The organism is Corynebacterium freneyi, from assembly GCF_030408835.1.
Taxonomy (GTDB): Bacteria; Actinomycetota; Actinomycetes; order Mycobacteriales; family Mycobacteriaceae; genus Corynebacterium; species Corynebacterium freneyi.
This window is the reverse complement of record NZ_CP047357.1, coordinates 248,255-268,300: the sequence shown is the minus strand read 5'-3', so window position 1 is coordinate 268,300 and position 20,046 is coordinate 248,255. Positions and strand designations below refer to the sequence as shown.

Here is a 20,046-nt window from a genome sequence, read left to right as displayed (position 1 = left end):
CAATGCCCGTCGGCAAGCAAGGACCGCAAACATCGGCCCCGGCGCGCGACCGGCAATAAGTTACTCTAACGTAGGTTGCAAAGGAGGCACCTCATGAGCGCATCGACCGACCGGACCTGGCTGGAGCATTACCCGGACTGGACCGACCCCCACCTCGACTACGGAGACACCACCCTCAACGACGTCTACGACCGGACCATCGCGGACCACCCGGACCGCACCGCGCTGCGGTTCTTCGGCCGCGGCTGGACGTACGCCGAACTCGACGAACGGGTGCGCCGCGCCGCCGCCGGCCTGCGCGCCCTCGGCGTCCGCCGCGGCGACCACGTCGCACTGGTCATGCCGAACTGCCCCCAGCACGTCATCGCCTACTGGGCCATTCTGCGCCTCGGCGCCATCGTCATCGAGCACAACCCGCTCTACACCGCCCACGAACTGCGCCACCCCTTCAACGACCACGGCGCCCGCGTCGCCATCTGCTGGGACAAGACCGTGCCCGTGCTCGAGGAACTGCGCCGCGACACCCCGCTGGAGACGATCATCGCCGTCGACATGCTCCGCGACCTGCCGTGGATCATGCGCACCGCGTTGAAGCTGCCGATCCCGGCGCTGAAGGCCTCCCGCGACAAACTCCACGCCCCCGCCCCGCAGGTCATGGGCTTCGACGCCGTCATCGGCGACGCGGTCGGCGGTGACGGCCGCGACATCGTTTCCCCGGCGGACGTCGCCGTCGACGACATCGCCGTCATCATGTACACCTCCGGCACCACCGGCACCCCCAAGGGCGCGCAGCTGACCCACCGCGGCCTGGTCGCCAACATCCTGATGGGCAAGGCGTGGGTGCCGGGCCTGGGCGACGAGAAGGAAACCGTCCTCGGCGTCCTGCCGCTCTTCCACGCCTACGGCCTGACCATCGTCAACAACCTGGCCATGCTCATCGGCGCCGAACTGGTCCTCGTCCCGGCGGCGGAGATGGACCTGATCATGAAGGTGATGAAGACCAACCGCCCCACGTGGGTGCCGGGCGTGCCGACGCTGTACGAGAAGATCATCGACGCCGCCGAGGAAAAGAACGTCGACATCACCGGCGTGAAGTTCTCCTTCTGCGGCGCCTCGACCCTGCCGGTGTCCATCGTCGAGAAGTGGGAGCGCCTCACCGGCGGCCGGTTGGTGGAGGGCTACGGCCTGACGGAGACGTCGCCGATCATCGTGGGCAACCCGATGGACGGCAACCGCCGCCCCGGCTACGTCGGCATCCCGTTCCCGGACACCGACATCGCGGTCGTCGACCCGGACGATCCGACGCGGCACGTCCCGGATGGCACGGAGGGCGAGGTCATCGTCCGCGGCCCGCAGGTGTTCGCCGGCTACCTCAACCACCCGGAGGAAACCGAGAAGTCCTTCACCGACGGCCCGGACGGCGCGGAAGGCGGCCGCTGGTACCGCACGGGCGACGTCGGCGTGCTGGAGGAGGACGGCTTCCTGCGCCTGGTGGCGCGCATCAAGGAGGTCATCATCACCGGCGGCTTCAACGTCTACCCCGCCGAGGTCGAAGAAGTGCTGCTGGAGCACCCCGACATCGTCGACGCGACGGTGGTGGGCCTGCCGAAGTCGGATGGGTCGGAGCTCGTCGTCGCCGCGGTGGCGTTGGGCGACTACGCCAACCTCGACGTCGGGGCGTACCGGGCGCATGCCCGCGAGAACCTGACGGGCTACAAGGTGCCGCGCGCCTTCTTCCACCTCGACGAGATGCCGCGCGACCAGATGGGCAAGGTACGCCGCCGCGACGTGCGCGACGTGCTGCTGGCCCAGCTGCAGGAGACCGGCGTCTCCGTCGATTCGCTGGCGACCCGCGGGCACTGATCCCGCGCCTCCGGGCGCCGGCCCGGCGTTAGTCCAGCTCTGCGCCGATCCACACCGGCTCGGGCACCAGCGTCACGCCGAAGGCATCCCGGACCCCGTCGCGGACCTCGCGCGCCAGGGCGATGAGGTCCGCCGACGTCGCCCCGCCCCGGTTGGTCAGCGCCAACGTGTGCTTCGTCGACAGCCGCGCCGGCGCCTCCGGCCCCGGGTGGCCCTTCGGGAAACCGGCGCGCTCGATGAGCCACGCCGCCGACAGCTTCCCGCCCGGGTACGACGGCATCGACTCGGCGACGTCGGCCCCGCACCTGCGCTCCACCCGACCCCGCACGGCCTCCACCTCGGCCTCTCCGACGATCGGGTTCGTGAAGAACGAACCGGCGGACCAGGTGTCGTGGTCGGCGTCGTCAAGCACCATGCCCTTGCCGCGACGCAGGGCCAGCACGGCCTCCCGCACGTCGGCGACGGGTCGGCGGGCCTCGCCGGACGCGCCCTCCTCCGGGCCGACGCCCAGGCGCTTGGCCAACTCGCCGTATCGCAGCGGCGCCGACAACCCGTCGACGGTCAGGCGGAACCGCACGGCCAGCACCACGGCCCGCGCGGTGAATTTCAGATTCGAGTACCGGTACGCCAGCTCGAGGGACTCCGGCGACACCCACTCGTCGGCGCCGGTGCGACGGTCGTACAACCGCACGCTCTCCAACGTCGACGACACCTCCACGCCGTACGCGCCGACGTTCTGCACCGGCGTCGCCCCCGCCGACCCGGGAATGCCCGACAGGCACTCCAACCCGCCGAACCCGGCGGCGACCGACATCTCCACCACGTCGTCCCACACCGCGCCGGCCTCCGCCTCCACGGTCGCGCCATCGACGTCGAGCCCGTGCCCGGACGTGCCCAGCGCAATGTCGTCGGCCTCGATGATCACGGCCACCAGGTCGCCGGGTTCGTCGGCGACGACGAGGTTCGATCCGCCGCCGACGACGAGCAACGGCACGCCCTCCTCGTCGAGCGTCCGAACGACGTCGACGACCGCGTCGACGGTCGAGCAGCGCACCGCGGCGGCGGGTTTGCCGCCGAGGCGCAGCGTCGTCAGATCGCGGAAAGCCACGTCGTGGTCGATTTTGGCCCCGGAAACTACGGAGATTCGCGTCAAGGCTGATTCGTGCACGCCCCCCACGTTAGTATCGGGCCCATGGCTTCCCATACCGAAATCACCGCCAACGTCAATTACGCCCCCGAGAAGGTCCACGCGGCCCTGTCGGACAACGCCTACTGGACGTTCCTGGCCGAGAACCCGTCCATGCCCGCCGGCGAGGTCGTCTCCTTCGACAACGAGGGCGACCGCGTCAACGTCGAGATCAAGCAGACCCTGGCCACCGACGCCCTGCCGGACGCCGTCAAGACCCTGATCAAGAACGACCTCGTCGTCGTGCGCAAGATCTCCTGGGGCCCGCTGTCCGGCGATACCGCCGATGCGACGGTCACCGCCGACGTCACGGGCATGCCGGTGACGTTCTCGGGCACCCAGAAGCTGTCCCCGGCCGGCGATGGTTCGGCCATCGTCACCGGCGCCGACGTCACCGTGAACGTGCCGATGATGGGCGCGATCCTCGAGCCGAAGGTCGCCGCCGCCGTCGACGGCATCTTCCAGCGCGAAGCCGCCGTCCTGCAGGAGTACCTGGCCGGCAACGCCTGATCCGTCCCGTCCCGGCGGCGGCAGTCGCCGCACCGTCCGTCGTTTGCTTTGCGACGGCCCGCGCCCGCGCACCCCACGGTGTGCGGGCGTCCGCCGACGTGGCGTTCGTTGGCTCCGACGGAGTGTTTGCGTCATGCTGTGACACGTGAACGCGAAGATCGGAAAGTCCAAGAAGCGGGGAAACCCGGTGGGAACGATCATCGGGGTGGTGCTTGTCATCGCCCTGGTGCTGATCGTCGGCGAAATCGCCCTGAGGATGTTCCTGGGCAAGGAAATCGCGGACGGTTTCCGCGAGCAGGAGGAGGCCCGCGGCGCCGTGGTGACCGAAGACGTGCAGACGTCGTTCGGCTCGAGCCCGGTGCTGCTGGCGCTGGCGACCAGCGAACTCGGCGGCATGAACCTGAAGACCCCGTCGACTCTGGACATCACCGACCCCCGCGCCGAAAACGGCGCACCGCGCATCGTCGGCTCGCCGGCGGCGGACGTCACCCTCACCGACGTGGACATCTCCAACACCAGCGACCCGGTGGCCAAGCAGGTCGAGGTCGTCGCCGAACTGCCGCCGGAGCTGATGATCGCCGAGGCCAACCTCCGCGTCTCCGATGCGTCGGGCGGGTCGGGCAACTTCTTCGAGGATCTGGTGACCTCGGCCGTGCGCCTGACCGACCTGACCCCGCACCCGGATCGCGGGGTGCTCACCGCCGAGTTCTCCGGCGGCCTGGCCACCGTCGACCTGCGCCCGGTGGTCCGCGACGGCGGCGTCACCGCCGAAGTCGAGGGCGGCTCCTTCATGGGCATCGACGCCGGCGGCCTGATCTCCCTGTTCGCCGAAGCCGCCGTGGCGGGCCCCGTGCAGGACATCGGCCACGGCTTCACCGTCGCGGACATCGCGGTCACCGACGGCGGCGTGTCCATCACCCTCGAGGGCGCCGACATCGCGCTGTCGGGCCTCTCGGCGATCGAGTACCGCTAAACGGAATCCGGCAACGGTCCCGGCACCTGCACCACATGGGCCCCGGCCGCCAGCGCTTCACCGGCGCAGCGACCGGGGTCCCGCGCGTCATCGGTCATCTCCTCCCCGATCACCGCGATGACTCCGACGCCCGGCGCCGCCGCCCGAATGCGCAGAATCTGTTCGGGGCCGGTCTCCCCCACGGCCGCACCGACCGTCCCCCACCCCGTTCCGGTGGCGATGGCATCCGCCCCGCCGGCGGCGATGGCACCGATGATCCGGTCGAAGGCGTCGTCGTCAAGCACACCCGAGGCATGCAACCCCGCCTCGACCACCACCGTCAGCTGCGTCGGCGCGGCCACCGCCCCACGCAACGCCACCACCTCCGACAACACCGCATTGACGTCGCCCGCGGCCACCGCCGCCCGATCCAGGACGACCGCCACATCATGCGCGCCGTGCTCCGCCGCCAAACGCGCCTCCGCGGCCTTGACCAAAATGTGGGACCGGCCCGTCGGAAAGCCGCACACCACCCCCACCCGCAGCCGACCCGCATCCGCCCCGCCCAGCGCGCCCATCATCGCGGGCAACAACCGCACCCCCGCGCACCCGGCCTCCGCCGCCGCCTCCACCGCCGCGCGAACCCCGTCGGCGGACAACTCGGGATCGACGATCGCGACATCGGTCTTCGCGGCATTCTGCACGGCAAACGGATGGCTCATGGACCCCAGCGTAAGCCCGCCGACTAAAATGCCGGGAATGACCCGTTCACCGTTGGCCCAACCGAAGCAGGCCCCGCAGGAGCGCCAGTACATCCTGACGCTCGGCTGCCCCGACTCGACCGGCATCGTCTCCCACCTGTCGTCGTTCCTGACCGGAATCGGCGCCTGGATCACCGAGGCCCACTTCTTCTCCGACCCCGAGAGCAAGTGGTTCTTCACCCGCCAGGCCGTCCGCGCCGACGAACTCGACATGACGCTGGAGGAGATCCGCGAGGCCTTCCGCCCCGTCGTCGAACAGCTCGGCCCCGAGGCGAAGTGGAAGATCAGCGACAACGGCGTGCCCAAGCGCGCGGTGATCCTCGTGACCAAGGAAGGACACTGCCTGCAGGACCTCCTCGGCCGCGTCGACCAGAACGACTACCCCATGGACATCGCCGCGGTCATCGGCAACCACGACAACCTCGAGCCGCTGGCCCGGGCGCATGGCGTGCCCTTCCACCACGTGCCCTTCCCGAAGGACGCCATCGGCAAGCGGAAGGCCTTCGACGAGGTCGCCGAACTGGTCAACGCAGAGGACCCCGACGCCATCGTGCTGGCGCGCTTCATGCAGATCCTGCCGCCGGACCTGTGCGAGATGTGGGAGGGCCGCGCCATCAACATCCACCACAGCTTCCTGCCGTCGTTCATGGGCGCCCGCCCGTACCACCAGGCGCACAAGCGGGGCGTGAAGCTCATCGGCGCGACCTGCCACTACGCCACGTCGGATCTCGACGACGGCCCGATCATCGAGCAGGACGTCATCCGCGTCTCCCACAAGGACACCCCGCGCGACATGCAGCGCGAGGGCCGCGACGCCGAGAAGCAGGTTCTCGCCCGCGGCCTGCGCTGGCACTTGGAGGACCGCGTGCAGGTGTACGGCAACCGCACCGTCGTCTTCGATTAGGCGCCGGGCCACGGCGGGGTGCGAACTCCGCCCACCCGGACGTGCGAAAGCCGACGCGCCTCAACTCCCCGCCCAAACGACGGGGTCTAAACCACGGGGTCGGTGGCAACCCCGTGGTTAAGGGCCGAAAAACGGGCGACCCCGCAGTTTGGACCCCGTGGTTTGCGGTTGAAGGGTCGGCGTCGGCCCGGGGCTCCGGGATCCGGCGCCGGGGCTACCAGCTGCCCTGGGCGTTATCCAGGATGCCGCGGATCTGCGGCCGCACGTCCAGCCAGTAGATGCCGGTGATCACCATCGCGGCGATGATCGGGATGCCGAGCATCATCCAGCCGATCATGGGAAACGCAAGGAACACGGCGGAACCGCCGAGCAAGCCGGCCCACACGCCCTTGCTCTTGCGGTCGGCGGCGTCGAACGCGTCGGCGCGCGTGGTCAGGACCATGATCAACCCGATGATGGCCGCGACGGCCACCAGCATCGGCAGACCGATGCGGAAGATGATCTCGATCCAGTTGTAAATCTCGATGATCATCGGACGGCGTCGCCCTCCGCGGACTCGTCGTCGGCGTCGCCGTCCTCGGAGGCATCGTCGGAGCCCTCCGCAGCGGCCTCATCGGCGGCGTCGGCCACGGCCTCGTCGGCCTCGGCGATGGTCTCCTCCGCATCGGCGGCCCCTTCGTCGGCAGCCTCGGCGACGACCTCCCCGTCGACGACGTCCGCATCGGCATCCACCACGTCACCGTCGGCGGCGACACCGGAGGCGGCGTCCTCGGCGCGCAGGGCGCCCAGCAACTGCTCGGTGATGTCGGCGGCCTGGTGCAGCAGCGACTCCACCTGAGTCGCGACCTTCTCCTGGTCGAAGCGCCCCAGGAACTCCTGGCCGGCGTCCTGCAGCGGCTTCACGGTCTCGCGGGCCACGTCTTCGATGGAGCCGGCCACCCGCTCGGCGGCGGCACCGGCGAACGGCAGCTTGCCGAAGATCGCGGAAACCGGGTCGGCGCCGCGCCCGGAACCCTTCGCCCCGTCCTTCGCCTCACCCTCGTCGTCGCCCGCGGCGCGCGCACCCGGGAAACCGGCGCCCAGCGAGGCACCGCGCTCCTTGGCCACGTTCACGCCGTCGTCCACGGCCCGCTCGCCACGGGCCGCCAGCTCGCGGTAGATCTTCGAGGCCGCCTCCAGGTACCCGTCGGCGATGGCGCGCAGCTGCTCCGGCTTGAGCTGCTCGGCGCGCGCCGCCACATCGTCCGGCAGGGCCTGGGCGGAAGCGAAGGCGCGGTCACCGCCGGCCTGCGCCTTGGACACGGCGTCGTTGAACGCCTCCTGCGCCGCCTCGAGGGCCTTGAGGAACGCCTCGCGGGACTGCTCGCCCGCGTTGTCGCCCAGGTCCCGGACCTTCCGGCGCGCATCGCGCACGCGGCCGGCCACGCCCTCGGCGATGCCCCCGCTTTCCTTGCCCGCGGTCGTCTCCGCATCCGCGTCGGCGTCGTCACGCACATCCGCGACACCGTCGCGGGACTCCTCCTCCGCACGCACGCGGGCCCCGATGTCGCCCAGGATCTCGACCGTGCGCACGCCGGCGCCGATCCATGCGTAGAACGGGGTCTTGACCAGATCCAGGGCCTGGCCGAGCTTTTCGTCGCGTTCGTTGCGGGCCGCGTGGTGCGTCGGCCCCTCGTGTCCGTCGGTGCCGTCGTGATCGGTCATCTCTGCTCCTCGGTGAATAGTCGTCGCCGCCAGTCTACGTACCACCAACGTTCCACGTCAGCGCAATGTTCCCGATTCCCCCGGCCCGGCGTCAGCCGCCGAAGATGAGCGTGGAGAAAGTGTAGATGGCCAACCCGGCCAGCGATCCCACGAGGGTGCCGTTGACGCGGATGAACTGCAGGTCGCGACCGACCATCAACTCGATCTTCTCCGACGCCTCATCGGCGTCCCAGCGCTCCACCGTTTCGGAGATGATCGACGTGATCTCGCCGGCGTAGTTCTCCGCCAGGAACGTCGCGCCCTTTTCGATGCGGTCGTCGATCGACGCGCGCAGTTCGGCGTCCCCGTTGAGCCGGTGCCCGTAGCGCTCGGCGGCCTCGGCGATCTTGCGGCGCAGCAGCGACTCGGGGTCGCGGGCGGATTCGATGAGCGACTCGGCCGTCGACTTCCAGATCGCCCCCGGCGCGGCCACCACGGCCTGCGAACCGAGCAGGTCCGCCTTGAGGCCCTCGACGCGCGCCATGGTGGTCGGGTCCTCCCGCAGGTCGTGCGCCAGCTTCTTCAGCCCGCGGCGCAGCGCCTGTCGCGCCTCGTGGTCCGGATCGGACTGCACGTGCCACGTCCATTCCACGACCTCGCGGTGGACGCGTTCACCGATCATGTCGTTGACGAACTGCGGGGCCCACGACGGTGCTCGGTCGCCGACCATCGAGTCGATGAGCCCCTGGCTGGTCTTCGCCTTGCGGTGCAGCCATTCGGACAGCTGCTGGACGATGGGCTCGGTGCGCCCCTCCTCGATGAGCTGCTCCAGGATCCGCCCCGCCGGCGGGCCCCACTGCGGTTCGGCGAGCCGATCCACGACGGCGGATTTGATCACGGCCTCGGCGTCCGCCGGGTCGACCGCCTCCAGCACGTTGCCGACGAACGTGCCCACGCGTTCGGAGACCTTGTCCGCCGAACCCGGTTCGACGAGCCACGATCCGACGCGGTCGGTGATCTCCAGCGACCGGACCTTCTCCACCACCAGCGCGGGGTTGAGGAAGTTGTCGCCGATGAAGCTGGCCAGCGACCGCCCGACCTGGTCCTTCTTGCGGCGGACGATGGCGGTGTGCGGGATGGGGATGCCCATGGGGTGCCGGAACAGGGCGGTGACGGCGAACCAGTCGGCCAGCGCGCCGACCATGCCGGCCTCGCTGGCGGCGCGGACGTAGCCGATCCAGGCCGCGGGGATCTCGCCGTTGGAGGTCGCGTCGGCTTCGAGCCAGCGGCAGACCAGGTACGTCAGCGTCGCGATGATCAGCAGGCCCGTGGCGAACGCCTTGGCGTTGCGCAGTTCGCGGCGTTTCCGCGCTTCGGTTTCCGGCGAGGGCCCGGGCACGGCGAGGCGGTTGCCTTCCGGCGCGGTGGTGTTCGGCGCCTCGTGCGTGACGACGCCCACCTGGGGGCCGTCGGTGGCATTGGGTTGTGCGTGGGCTGGCATGCCTTCGATTATGGCCCTTCACCCGGATCGCTTGGGCACGCGGGGTTCCGCCCCATCGGGTCCCGTCCCCGGAGCGGGGATCTTGCCCGAACATGTCAAAAGGGGCGCGCCCCCGCCGCCGCATGGTGCGGTGACGGGGACGCGCCCGGGAGGTGCCGGACCAGGTCCGGCCGAGTTCAGCGGGGCTTAGTGGTGGCCGCCGAACTCGCGACGGTACGCCAGGTACTGCTTGCGACCGTTGAAGATGAGGAGGAAGCCGGCCACGTCCATCACGATGGCCGCGATCAGACCGCCCCACAGGAACAGCGACGGGTTGAAGTCCTGTCCCAGCGGCGGGGTGTAGCCCGGCTCTCCGAAGGCGACGGCGCCGACCTCGTGCGCGGACGTGGTGTCCATGCCCGACACGGCCAGGCCGAAGATGAAGCAACCCCATGCGGCGAGCGACGCGAGCCACATACCGGCGCCGATCCAAGTGGCGGAGCGGTGCAGGGACGAGTACTCGGCGTTCAAGCTCTGCGGCACGTAGCCGTCGACGAAGTGCTCTTCGCCGCGGTAGCGCTTGGCGGTGGACGTAGCCATTTCTTAATCCTTCCTGAGGCCCCGGTTAATGGGTTCCCAGCTTAGTCGTCCTTGGAGCGGAATGCCGCACGGGCCCGCTCCTTGGTGATCGCGGCAACCGCCGTGAGGGGGATGCCGGCCGGGCAGACGTCGGCGCACTCGCCGAACAGGGAGCAGGGGCCGAAGTTGGTCTCCATCTCGTCGACCATGTTCGTGGCGCGCTTGCCGCGCTCCTGCTTGCCCATCGGCAGCAGCGACAGGTGCACCAGCTTCGCGCCGGTGAACAGGTGCGCGGCACCGTTCGGGCAGGCGGCGACGCAGGCGCCGCAGCCGATGCAGGCGGCGTGGTCGAGGGCGCGCTCGGCGGTCTGGTGGTTGACGTGCAGCGTGTCCGCGTCCGGGGCGGTGCCCGGGAACACGGAGACGTAGCCGCCCTTCTCCATCACGCGGTCCAGCGCGGAACGGTCGACGACCATGTCGCGGATGACCGGGTACGCGGCGGAGCGCATCGGCTCGATCTTCAGCGTGTCGCCGTCCTTGAACTGGAACAGACGCTGCTGACAGGTCGGGGTGTTCTTGCCAGGGCCGTGGGGACGTCCGTTGACGTTCAGGCCACAGGTGCCGCAAATGCCCTCGCGGCAGTCGGACGCGAACGCGAACGGCTCCTTGCCGGACTCGACGTACTTGGAGTTGACGTGGTCGAGAAGCTCCAGGATGGACATCTCGGCGACGGCGTCATCGACGTCGACGCTTTCGAAGTGCCCCTCGGTCTGCGGACCGGCCTGGCGCCAGATTTCAAGGTGCAGTTTCATTACTTGTAGTTCCTTGTCATGAGCGGGACGGCCTCGAACGTGAGCGGCTCGGCGTGGCGGATCAGGGTGTTGCTCTTCAGATCCCACGCGGGGCCGTTGTCGCCGCGTTCCCACGCGGAGACGAAGCACCAGTTCTCATCGTCGCGCTGGGCTTCGCCCTCTTCGTCGATGTGGTCTTCGCGGTAGTGCGCGCCACAGGACTCGTCACGGTCCAGGGCGTCGACGCACATGAGCTCGCCGAGGTCGAGGTAGTCCGCGACGCGGTTGGCGTACTCGAGCTGCTGGTTCATCTCGTCCGGGTTGCCCGGGATGAACAGGTCGGACCAGAACTGCTTGCGCAGCTCGCGGATCTTCTCCAGGCCCTCGGCCAGATCCTCCTTGTTGCGGGCGACGCCGCACACGCGGTACAGCTCCTCGCCCAGCTGGCGGTGGAAGTACTCGGCGCCATGGGTGCCGCCGATGCTCATCAGCTTGTCCAGGCGGGTGCGAGCACGGTCGATGGCCTCGGCGACCTCGGGGGCGTCCTCGGAGAGGCGATCCTGGCCGAGCAGCGGGCCGAGGTAGTTCGGCACGGAGAACGGCAGGGTGAACCAGCCGTCGACCGAAGCGGACAGCAGCGAGTTGGCGCCCAGGCGGTTCGCGCCGTGGTACGTCCAGGAGCACTCGCCGCCGGTGAACAGGCCCGGAATGGAGGTCATCTGGTTGAAGTCGCTCCACAGACCACCCATGGTGAAGTGGCAGGTCGGCGCGATTCGCATCGGGACCTCGTACGGGTCCTCGCCGATGGCCTCCTCGTACATCTGGATGAGGTTCGAGTAGCGCTCCTTGATGGTGTCCTTGCCCAGGCGCTCGATGGCGTCGCGCAGGTCCAGGTACACGGAGTTGTTCAGCGGGCCGACGCCGTAGCCGGCGTTGATCTGCTGGGCGTTCGCGCGGGACGCGACGTCACGCGGAACCAGGTTGCCGAAGGCCGGGTAGCGGCGCTCCAGGAAGTAGTCGCGCTCGTCCTCCGGGATGTCGTTGGCCGGACGGTCGTCGCCCTTCTTCTTCGGGGTCCAGATTCGCGCGTCGTTGCGCAGGGACTCCGACATCAGAATGGTCTTGGACTGCCAGTGCGCGTTGACCGGCAGGCCGGTCGGGTGGAACTGGATGAACGACGGGGACGCGAAGTAGGCGCCCTGGTCGTACGCGCGCATGATGGCCGACGCGTTGGAGTTAATCGCCAGCGTGGACATGTGGTACACGTTGCCGTAACCGCCGGTGGCCAGCACGACCGCGTGGGCGGTGTGGGCCGTCAGCTCGCCGGTGATCAGGTTGCGCATGACGGCACCCTGGCAACGGCCGTCGGCGACGATGACGTCGACGAGCTCGTTGTGGGTGAACATCTCGACGTTGCCCAGGCCGACCTGACGCTGCAGCGCCGAGGCGGTCGACAGCTGCAGCTGCTGACCCGTCTGGCCACGGGTGTAGTACGTGCGGGAGACCTGCACGCCACCGAAGGAACGGGTGGCCAGGGCGCCGCCGTACTCGCGCGCGAACGGCGCGCCGATGGCGTTCATGTGGTCGATGACGCGGGTGGACTCGATGCCCAGGCGCCAGCAGTCGTTCTCGCGGCAACGGAAGTCGCCGCCCTTGACGGTGTCCTTGACCAGGCGGTACGCGCCGTCGTTGTCCACCTTCTTGCCGCGGGCGGAGTTCACGCCACCCTGCGCGGCGATGGAGTGCGCGCGGCGCGGGGCGTCGTGGTAGGTGAACGCCTTCACGTCGTAGCCGAGCTCGCCCAGGGCGGCCGCGGCGGCGCCACCGGACAGGCCGGTGCCGACGACGAGGATGCGGAACTTGCGGCGGTTCAGCGGGGAGACCAGGTTGTAGTGGTCCTTCTGGTACTCCCAGTGATCCCGCATCGGGGCCTTGTCGCCCGGCGAGTTGTCGCCGAGCACGCCGCCGATGACAACGCCGTCGACGACGGACTCGGGCGCCTTGAAATCGGTGGCGCCAGTCTGCATTTCAGTGTTCGTCATTATCGAATACCCTTCTCGACCTAGCTGACCACGCCGGTGAGCACGGCCACCGGGATGGCGATGTTGCCGACGACGACCAGCAGCGGGATGAGGCCGGACAGGAACAGCAGGACCTTGCGCCAGCGGGCGCCGGTGATGCCGAGGTCGCTGGTGGCGGTCCACAGGCCATGGGACAGGTGCAGCAGCAGCGCCAGCTGGGCGATGATGTACCAGATGGCGACGGCCGGCCGCGAGAACGAGGCCACGAGGTTGGCGTAGGCCTCACCGTGGACGAAGTCCGCCGGGGCCACGGCGGCGCCGATGGTCAGGTCCAGGATGTGGAAGATGATGAACGCCAGCAGAACGATGCCGGTGATGATCATCGTGCGGGCGGTGAACGTGTTCCAGCTGCTGACCATGCCCTGGCGGCGGAACTTGCCGCGGGACTGGCGGGCACGACCGTGCAGCGCGAAGGCGCCGTAGACGTGCAGGACCACGGCGACGAGCAGCACGATGCGGAAGATCCACAGCACGCCCTCTTCCGGGACGGCCGGGGCGCCGACGGAGCGCAGGAACGCCGCGTACGCGTTGAAGTCGCCCGCGCCCGCGAAGACCTTCAGGTTGCCCAGCATGTGGACGATGACGAAGAGCCCGAAGATCACGCCGGTGACGGCCATAATCAGCTTCAGGGCCCAGGACGGGAACTTGGGCCGCTCACGCAGCGGCTCAAAAGTGATTTTTCCGTGCGCGATCGCGTCACGGTTGGAACTTGTAACAGTCATGGCACCTCCAGTGTCACGTTCACTTTAAAGTCACTGAGCCCACCGTCACCATTTATCCCCCATCTGGGTGAGGAATTTCACAGGTTTCGGCACCCCCACCCTAGGCAACTCTCAGATTTGTGGATTTTCGCAGGTTTTCCGCGCATAATTCCCCACCATTCACACCCGGTATCGGGCACGCGGGCCGTCGTAAAGCAAAAAGCGGGCGGAATCCCGGATTCCGCCCGCCTAGGGCTGGCTTTTCGACGTCGATGGTGCTATTTAGAAACCTTTTCGCACCGGACGTCCCCTACGCTTTCGCCGGCTCGTGCTCCTCGCGTTCGCCCACGACGATGGTCAGCGGCTCATGCCCCACGATCACCTCATGGCCGGCGATGTTGATCGGGCCGAGCGCGTGCTCGCCATCCTCCACGACGACCTCCACCGTGCGACGGCGGACCGTCACCCGCATGCGGCAACCGTGGATGGTGACGCGGTAGGTCAGGCCGTCCCACTCGTCGGGGAGCCGCGGATCGATGCTGAACTCCCCGTCGTAGTCGCGGAAACCGCCGAAGCCGTACACCAGCGACTGCCACACGCCACCCGCCGACGCGACGTGGACTCCGTCGGCCGCGTTGCCGTGCAGGTTCGCCAAGTCGACGTACAGGCCGCGGATGAAGAAATCGATGGCCTTGTCGCCGTAGCCCAGCTCCGCCGCCACGATCGACTGCACGACCGCCGACAGCGACGAGTCGCCCGTCGTCAACGGGTCGTAGTAGTCGTAGTCGGCGCGCTTTTCCTCCTGGGTGAACTTGTCGCCCATGAGGAACAGGGCCAGCACGACGTCGGCCTGCTTGATGATCTGGTGCCGGTAAATGGTCAGCGGATGGTAGTGCAGCAGCAGCGGACGCTTCGGCCCGACCTCCGGGTCGTCGAGGTTCCAGCGCTTGCGCAGCAGGAACTGGTCGTCCTGGGGGTGGATGCCGAGCCGTTCGTTGAACGGGATGTACATCTTGGCCGCGGCTTCCTCCCACTCCTCGATCTCCGACACCTCCAGGTTGTAGCGGTGGCAGATCTCGCGGAAGGCCTCCGGGCGCTCGGTCATCATCTGGCGGAGCACGTCGGCGGCGGCGGTGAGGTTATATTGCGCCATCACGTTGGTGTACAGGTTGTTGTTCACCACCGTGTTGTACTCGTCGGGGCCCGTCACCGAGTGGATCTGGAACTCCGCGCGATCGGGGTCGAAGAAGCCCAGCGACATCCAGAACCGCGCCGTCGACAACAGCAGGTCGGTGCCCTCGCGCAGCAGGAACTCGACGTCGCCGGTGGCGTAGACGTACTTCATCAGCGCGTACACGATGTCCGCGTCAATGTGGTACTGCGCCGTACCGGCCGCGTAGTAGGCGGAGGACTCCAGGCCGTTGATGGTGCGCCACGGGAACAGGGCGCCGTCGTGGGCGAGCTCGTCGGCGCGTTCCCAGGCGGCGTCGAGCATGTCCCAGCGGAACCGCAGCGCATTCCTGGCGAACGCCGGCGACGTGTACGACAGGAACGGGAGGACGTAGATCTCCGTGTCCCAGAAGTAGTGGCCGCCGTAGCCGGTGCCGGTCATGCCCTTGGCCGGGATGCCCTGGATTTCCGCGCGGGCCGACGCCTGCACCAGCTGCCAGATGTTCCAGCGCACGGCCTGCTGGATCTCCGGCTGGTTGTGCACGACGACGTCGGAGCGTTCCCAGAACCGTTCGAGCCATTCCTGCTGGTTTTCCTGCAGGGTGCGCAGGCCGATGCGGCGCACGCGGTTGAGGGTGCGGGCGCAGCGGAAGGCCAGCTCCTCGCCGCGGACGTGGCGCGACGAGTGGTACGAGACGAACTTCTCGAGCCGGATGATCGAGCCCTTCGGCGCGTTGACGTGGTACAGGATCTGCGCGGAGTCCTGTTCGGTGCGCTGGTCGATTTCCAGGTATGGGTCGCTGCCGTCGGGGGTGGTGATGGTGAACCGGTGGTCCATCGCGCAGGCGACCGTCATGCCGGACCGGGCGCAGCGGAACGCCAGGGTGGACCGCTCCTCGCCCTCGGCCTGGAACGTCGGGTTGAGGACCCGGTCCTCCAGCGTTTCGGCGCGGCGGGGGTCGAGTTCGGAACCCTGGGCGGCGGCGGCGTCGTGGTATTCGTCCTCGCCGTCCTGGCGGTTGAGGATCTGCGAGTTGATGACCACGGCGGCGTCGGAGTCGAGCAGTTCGACTTCGAGCGACATGACGGCGACGTGCTTTTCCTGGAAGCTGACCATGCGGTCGCTGGTGACGCGGACCTGCTTGCCGCCCGGGGTGCGCCAGTTGAAGCGGCGGCGCAGCAGGCCGTCGCGGAAGTCGAGGGAGCGTTCGTAGTCGTGGACTTCGGCGTTGCCCAGGCGCAGCGGTTCGTCGTCGATGTACAGGCGCATCGCCTTGGAGTCGGGGGCGTTGATGATCGACTGCCCCGCGCGCGCAAGGCCGTAGGCATCTTCGGCGTGGCGGATGTGCCAGGTTTCGTGCAGGCCGTTGATGAACGTGCCGTGTTCGGCGGAGTCGCGTCCCTCGGGCGGGTTGGCGCGCATGCCGATGTAGCCGTTGGACAGGGCGAACAGGGTCTCGGACACGCCCAGCGGCATGCCGCCGGGCTTGGTTTCGATCAGGCGCCATTCGTCGACGGGGGTGATGTCGCGGTCCATCAGGCCCTCGGCGTCGACGAGGTGGTGGTGGATGTCGGCGCGGGTGGGTTCGAATTCGCGGCGTCGGCGGCGGCGTTCCTCGGAGGCCCGGCTCCTCGGCGTCGTTTCGCTTTGCGACGAGCCGGTGTTCGCGCCGACCGCCGCGTCGATCGCGTCCGCCGTGATCGTGGCGGAGTCCTTCGTCTTGTCGTCGTGGCTCATCGGATCAGCTCCGCGAGATCGTCGACCACCTCATCGGCGCCGCCGGCGAGCAGCGCATCGTGGCCGGCACCGCGATCGACGCCGACGACCAGCCCGAAGTCGCCGGCCGACCCGGACTGCACGCCGGAGATCGCGTCCTCGACGACGACCGCCTCGGCGGCCGGCACGCCCAGCTGCTCGGCGGCGTACAGGTACGTCGCCGGGGCGGGCTTGCCGTCGAGCCCGAGGTCATGGGCGACGTTGCCGTCGACGATGACCTCGAAGCGCTCCAGCAGCCCCGCGGCCCGAAGCACCGGGCGGGCGTTGCGCGACGAGCTGACCACCGCCAGCTTCGGGAAACCCTTCCCCTCCCCCGCCGCGACGGCCTCGAGGTGCTCGAGGAACTTCGCCGACCCCTCGTAGGGCACCACGCCCGCTTCGACCCTGCGCAGGAAATCCGCGTTCTTCCGCAGCCCCAGACCGGTGACGGTGTCGTCGGCCTCGGTGTCGGAAGGCGAACCGTCGTCAAGCGACATGCCGCGCGACGCGAGCATCGCCCGGATCCCCTCGTCGCGGCGACGGCCGTCGAGATGCTCGAAGTAGTCGGCGTCCGTGTAGGGCTCGGCGCCGTGCTCCTCGAAAAAGGCGCGGAACATGTCGCCCCACGCCCGCTCATGAATGTCGGCGGTCGGGGTGAGCACCCCGTCCAAGTCGAACAGCACCGCCCCGAATCGCGCGGGGTCGGTCACGCCGGACTGGTGGGCTCCCATGTGACGGTCTCCTCGTGGTGTCGCGGTCGACACGCCACCGGCTGCGGGCGTGTCATTCGGTTCACCAGCCTAGCGGCTGACGGCCACCACGCGACGCGGGCGGGAGGGCTCTGCGAATTCGCCGCCGAATCGTTACCCGAGCACGCGAAACGCCCCCGCCCCACGCCGCGAAGATGCGGGTGGGGCGGGGGCGCCGGAAGCCACGATCGGGCCGGGGCCGGGCCGGTCGCGCCGACCCGAAGGCCCGAAGGCCGACGGAGATTAGCGGGGACTAGTCCTGGTCGATGCCCTCGCGCTTCTTGAACTCCAGGCGGGCGCGGTGCAGGATCGGCTCGGTGTAGCCCGACGGCTGCTCGGTGCCCTTGAGGATCAGCTCCTTGGCGGCCTGGAAACCGATGGACTTCTCGAAGTCCGTGGCCATCGGCAGGTAGGCGTCATCACCCTCGTTCTGACGGTCGACGACCTCGGCCATGCGCTGCAGCGAGTCGATGATCTGCTCCTCCGACACGACGCCGTGCAGCAGCCAGTTCGCCAGGGTCTGCGAGGAGATGCGCAGCGTGGCGCGGTCCTCCATCAGGTCGACGTCGTTGATGTCCGGAACCTTGGAGCAGCCGACGCCCTGCTCGACCCAGCGGATGACGTAGCCGAGGATCGACTGGCAGTTGTTGTCCAGCTCGTTCTGCTTCTCCTCGTCGGACCAGTCGGCGCCCGGGTCACCGGCCTTCGCGGCGGCGACCGGGATGGTCAGCAGGTCCTCGCGGGTGTCGCGGCGGCCGTCGGTGAGCAGCTTGTCCTGGACCTCGAACACGTCCACCTCGTGGTAGTGGGTGGCGTGGAGGACGCCGCCGGTCGGGGACGGGACCCACGCGGTGGAAGCACCCTGCTTCGGCTGGCCGATCTTCTGCTCCAGCAGCTCGGCCATCTGCTCGGTCATGGCCCACATGCCCTTGCCGATCTGCGCCTTGCCCTGCAGGCCGTGCGCCAGGCCGGCGTCGACGTTGTTGTCCTCGTAGGCCAGCATCCACGGGGCGGTCTTCTGGACGGCCTTGCGGAACATCGGGCCCGCCTGGATGGAGGTGTGGATCTCGTCGCCGGTGCGGTCCATGAAGCCGGTGTTGATGAACACCACGCGCTCGGAGACCTCCTTGATGGCGGCGTCGAGGTTCACCGAGGTGCGGCGCTCCTCGTCCATGAGGCCGACCTTCATGGTGTTGCGCTCCAGGCCGAGGAGGTCCTCGACGGCGGCGAACAGCTCGTTGGTGAAGGCGGACTCCTCCGGGCCGTGCTGCTTCGGCTTCACGATGTAGATCGAGCCGGTGCGGGAGTTCTTGCGGGCGTTGTCCTGGTCCAGGCCGGGGATGGCGCAGATCGGGGTGATGACCGCGTCCATGATGCCCTCGTAGATCTCCTCGCCGTTGCGGTCGAGGATGGCGGGGTTCTGCATCAGGTGGCCGACGTTGCGGACGAGGTTGAGCGAGCGGCCGTGCAGCTTCTGCTCGTTGCCCTCGAGGTCGGTGTAGGTGCGGTCGTCGTTGATCTCGCGGGTCAGGGTCTTGCCCTTGCGCTCGAACTCGACCTTCAGGTCACCGACGTTGAGGCCCAGCCAGTTGGTGTAGCCGAGGGTCTTGTCGGCGGCGTCGACGGCGGCGACGGAGTCCTCGAGGTCCATGATGTTGGTGACCGCGGCCTCCAGGACGATGTCCTTGACGCCGGCCTTGTCGGTCTTGCCGACGGCCGACTCTGCGTCGATGAGGATCTGGATGTGCAGGCCGTTGTGCTTGAGGTAGATGGAGTCCGGGTTGGCGACGTCGCCGGTGTAGCCGACGAGGACCTCGGGCTCGCGCAGGCCGACCTGGTTGCCGTCGATGGTGGCCAGCAGGCGGCCGTCGACGATGTCGTAGGAGGTCACGTCCGCGTGGCTGCCCTCGAGCAGCGGGACGGCCTTGTCCAGGAAGTCGCGCCCCCAGGCGATGACGCGATCGCCGCGGACCTTGTTGTAACCGGGGGTGTCCTTCTCGGCGCCGCCGTCCTCGGGGATGGCGTTGGTGCCGTAGAGGGCGTCGTAGAGGGAGCCCCAGCGGGCGTTGGCGGCGTTGATGGCGAAGCGGGCGTTGAGCACGGGCACGACCAGCTGCGGGCCGGCGGTGGAGGTGATCTCGGCGTCCACGTTGGCGGTGGTCACCTGGAACTCGCCCGGGTCCTCGACGAGGTAGCCGATCTCCTTCAGGAAGGCGACGTAGGAGTCCATGTCCTGCTGGCCCGGGTTCTCGCGGTAGTAATCGTCGAGCTTGGCCTGCAGCTCGTCGCGCTTGGCCAGCAGCTCGACGTTGCGCGGGGTGAACTTCTCGACGATGTCGCCGAAGCCCTGCCAGAAGGCGTCCTTGTCTTCGATGCCGGCGGCGGGAAGGGCGGTGTCGTTGACGAAGTCGTAGAGGACCTTGGCGACCTGCAGGCCGCCGGCGGTGATGCGCTCAGTCATTGCTCTCCTAAATTCAGGGTTCGTTGTCACGCTCGCCGCACGCCCTGTGCGGGCGCGTCGCGAAAGTGTGGCCGTCGGGATGACGGGGTCTCGCTTGACGACGGGCCGACGTGGTCGCCTTTCGGGCGCCTGGTCGGCTTGAGCCGCTGCGTCGGTCCGCCTTCCGCTGGCGATGCAACAACCATATGTGATGCGCGTCTCGCGCGGCACCGTTGTATGCGGTCGGATGGCCGAAGCGCCACGCGGATTCACGCATACGCGGAGACCACGAGGGGTCGGGGGCCGGTGATGGCGATCGAATCGACGATCCACCCGTTCGGGTTTCGGGAATGGGCCCTGACCATGGGGTCTTTTCCGCGACCGGATCACCCCCGAACGCCGTTCCCCGTTGCATGACGGGAAGCACCGCGAAGAAGGCG

The 20,046-nt window shown here is 68.6% G+C and carries 16 protein-coding genes; 4 read left to right on the top strand and 12 right to left on the bottom strand.

From position 1 onward, the window contains the following. Positions 1-93: 93 nt before the first annotated feature. The gene (locus tag CFREN_RS01185; RefSeq protein ID WP_209654278.1) at positions 94-1,863 is read left to right on the top strand and encodes a long-chain-fatty-acid--CoA ligase; all 1,770 of its coding nucleotides are present in this window, start codon (positions 94-96) and stop codon (positions 1,861-1,863) included. A gap of 28 nt (positions 1,864-1,891) precedes the next feature. Here the strand turns inward: CFREN_RS01185 and CFREN_RS01180 are convergent, their stop codons facing one another. Then, positions 1,892-3,031, bottom strand: a complete 1,140-nt coding sequence (locus CFREN_RS01180; RefSeq protein ID WP_209654281.1) for a UDP-N-acetylmuramate dehydrogenase — start codon at positions 3,029-3,031, stop codon at positions 1,892-1,894. Between the two features lie 24 nt (positions 3,032-3,055). Here CFREN_RS01180 and CFREN_RS01175 point away from each other — a divergent pair, with 24 nt between their 5' ends. Together CFREN_RS01175 and CFREN_RS01170 are read left to right on the top strand one after the other, a co-directional pair. Continuing rightward, positions 3,056-3,559 (top strand): DUF2505 domain-containing protein, encoded by a 504-nt coding sequence (locus CFREN_RS01175; protein ID WP_070520913.1) that lies wholly within the window; start codon positions 3,056-3,058, stop codon positions 3,557-3,559. 145 nt (positions 3,560-3,704) lie between these two features. Then, entirely contained in the window at positions 3,705-4,532 is an 828-nt protein-coding gene (locus CFREN_RS01170) for a hypothetical protein (protein ID WP_083291329.1), read from the top strand. On the opposite strand, the gene CFREN_RS01165 is transcribed toward CFREN_RS01170, so the two are convergent. Further along, the gene (locus CFREN_RS01165) at positions 4,529-5,233 is read right to left on the bottom strand and encodes a hypothetical protein (RefSeq protein WP_141742999.1); all 705 of its coding nucleotides are present in this window, start codon (positions 5,231-5,233) and stop codon (positions 4,529-4,531) included. The genes CFREN_RS01170 and CFREN_RS01165 overlap by 4 nt on opposite strands. A 37-nt stretch (positions 5,234-5,270) precedes the next feature. Here CFREN_RS01165 and purU point away from each other — a divergent pair, with 37 nt between their 5' ends. Then, positions 5,271-6,176: a formyltetrahydrofolate deformylase gene (gene purU, locus CFREN_RS01160; protein ID WP_052054126.1), complete on the top strand. Its 906-nt coding sequence runs from the start codon at positions 5,271-5,273 to the stop codon at positions 6,174-6,176. A 214-nt stretch (positions 6,177-6,390) separates the two neighbouring features. On the opposite strand, the gene CFREN_RS01155 is transcribed toward purU, so the two are convergent. The 10 genes from CFREN_RS01155 to CFREN_RS01110 form a co-directional block, all read right to left on the bottom strand. Beyond that, on the bottom strand, positions 6,391-6,708 hold the full coding sequence (locus tag CFREN_RS01155; RefSeq protein WP_224371139.1) for a DUF2516 family protein: 318 nt from the start codon (positions 6,706-6,708) through the stop codon (positions 6,391-6,393). Then, the gene (locus CFREN_RS01150; protein WP_209654283.1) at positions 6,705-7,880 is read right to left on the bottom strand and encodes a hypothetical protein; all 1,176 of its coding nucleotides are present in this window, start codon (positions 7,878-7,880) and stop codon (positions 6,705-6,707) included. The genes CFREN_RS01155 and CFREN_RS01150 overlap by 4 nt, the downstream gene beginning before the upstream one ends. Before the next feature lie 91 nt (positions 7,881-7,971). Further along, positions 7,972-9,360 carry a DUF445 domain-containing protein gene (locus CFREN_RS01145; protein WP_209654285.1) on the bottom strand — a complete coding sequence of 463 codons (1,389 nt, stop codon included), beginning with the start codon at positions 9,358-9,360 and terminating at the stop codon, positions 7,972-7,974. Between the two features lie 186 nt (positions 9,361-9,546). Then, on the bottom strand, positions 9,547-9,939 hold the full coding sequence (locus CFREN_RS01140) for a hypothetical protein (protein WP_209654287.1): 393 nt from the start codon (positions 9,937-9,939) through the stop codon (positions 9,547-9,549). 41 nt (positions 9,940-9,980) lie between these two features. Beyond that, the gene (locus CFREN_RS01135; RefSeq protein WP_035119922.1) at positions 9,981-10,730 is read right to left on the bottom strand and encodes a succinate dehydrogenase/fumarate reductase iron-sulfur subunit; all 750 of its coding nucleotides are present in this window, start codon (positions 10,728-10,730) and stop codon (positions 9,981-9,983) included. Further along, positions 10,730-12,751, bottom strand: a complete 2,022-nt coding sequence (locus CFREN_RS01130) for a fumarate reductase/succinate dehydrogenase flavoprotein subunit (protein ID WP_070520927.1) — start codon at positions 12,749-12,751, stop codon at positions 10,730-10,732. The genes CFREN_RS01135 and CFREN_RS01130 overlap by 1 nt, the downstream gene beginning before the upstream one ends. Before the next feature lie 20 nt (positions 12,752-12,771). Next, positions 12,772-13,512 carry a succinate dehydrogenase cytochrome b subunit gene (locus CFREN_RS01125; protein ID WP_209654289.1) on the bottom strand — a complete coding sequence of 247 codons (741 nt, stop codon included), beginning with the start codon at positions 13,510-13,512 and terminating at the stop codon, positions 12,772-12,774. A 289-nt stretch (positions 13,513-13,801) separates the two neighbouring features. Beyond that, the gene (locus tag CFREN_RS01120) at positions 13,802-16,198 is read right to left on the bottom strand and encodes a glycoside hydrolase family 65 protein (protein WP_244979881.1); all 2,397 of its coding nucleotides are present in this window, start codon (positions 16,196-16,198) and stop codon (positions 13,802-13,804) included. A 197-nt stretch (positions 16,199-16,395) separates the two neighbouring features. Beyond that, on the bottom strand, positions 16,396-17,148 hold the full coding sequence (locus tag CFREN_RS01115) for an HAD family hydrolase (protein ID WP_209654293.1): 753 nt from the start codon (positions 17,146-17,148) through the stop codon (positions 16,396-16,398). Between the two features lie 271 nt (positions 17,149-17,419). Beyond that, complete coding sequence (locus CFREN_RS01110; RefSeq protein WP_209654295.1) at positions 17,420-19,627, bottom strand: malate synthase G; 2,208 nt, start codon at positions 19,625-19,627, stop codon at positions 17,420-17,422. Positions 19,628-20,046 lie beyond the last annotated feature (419 nt).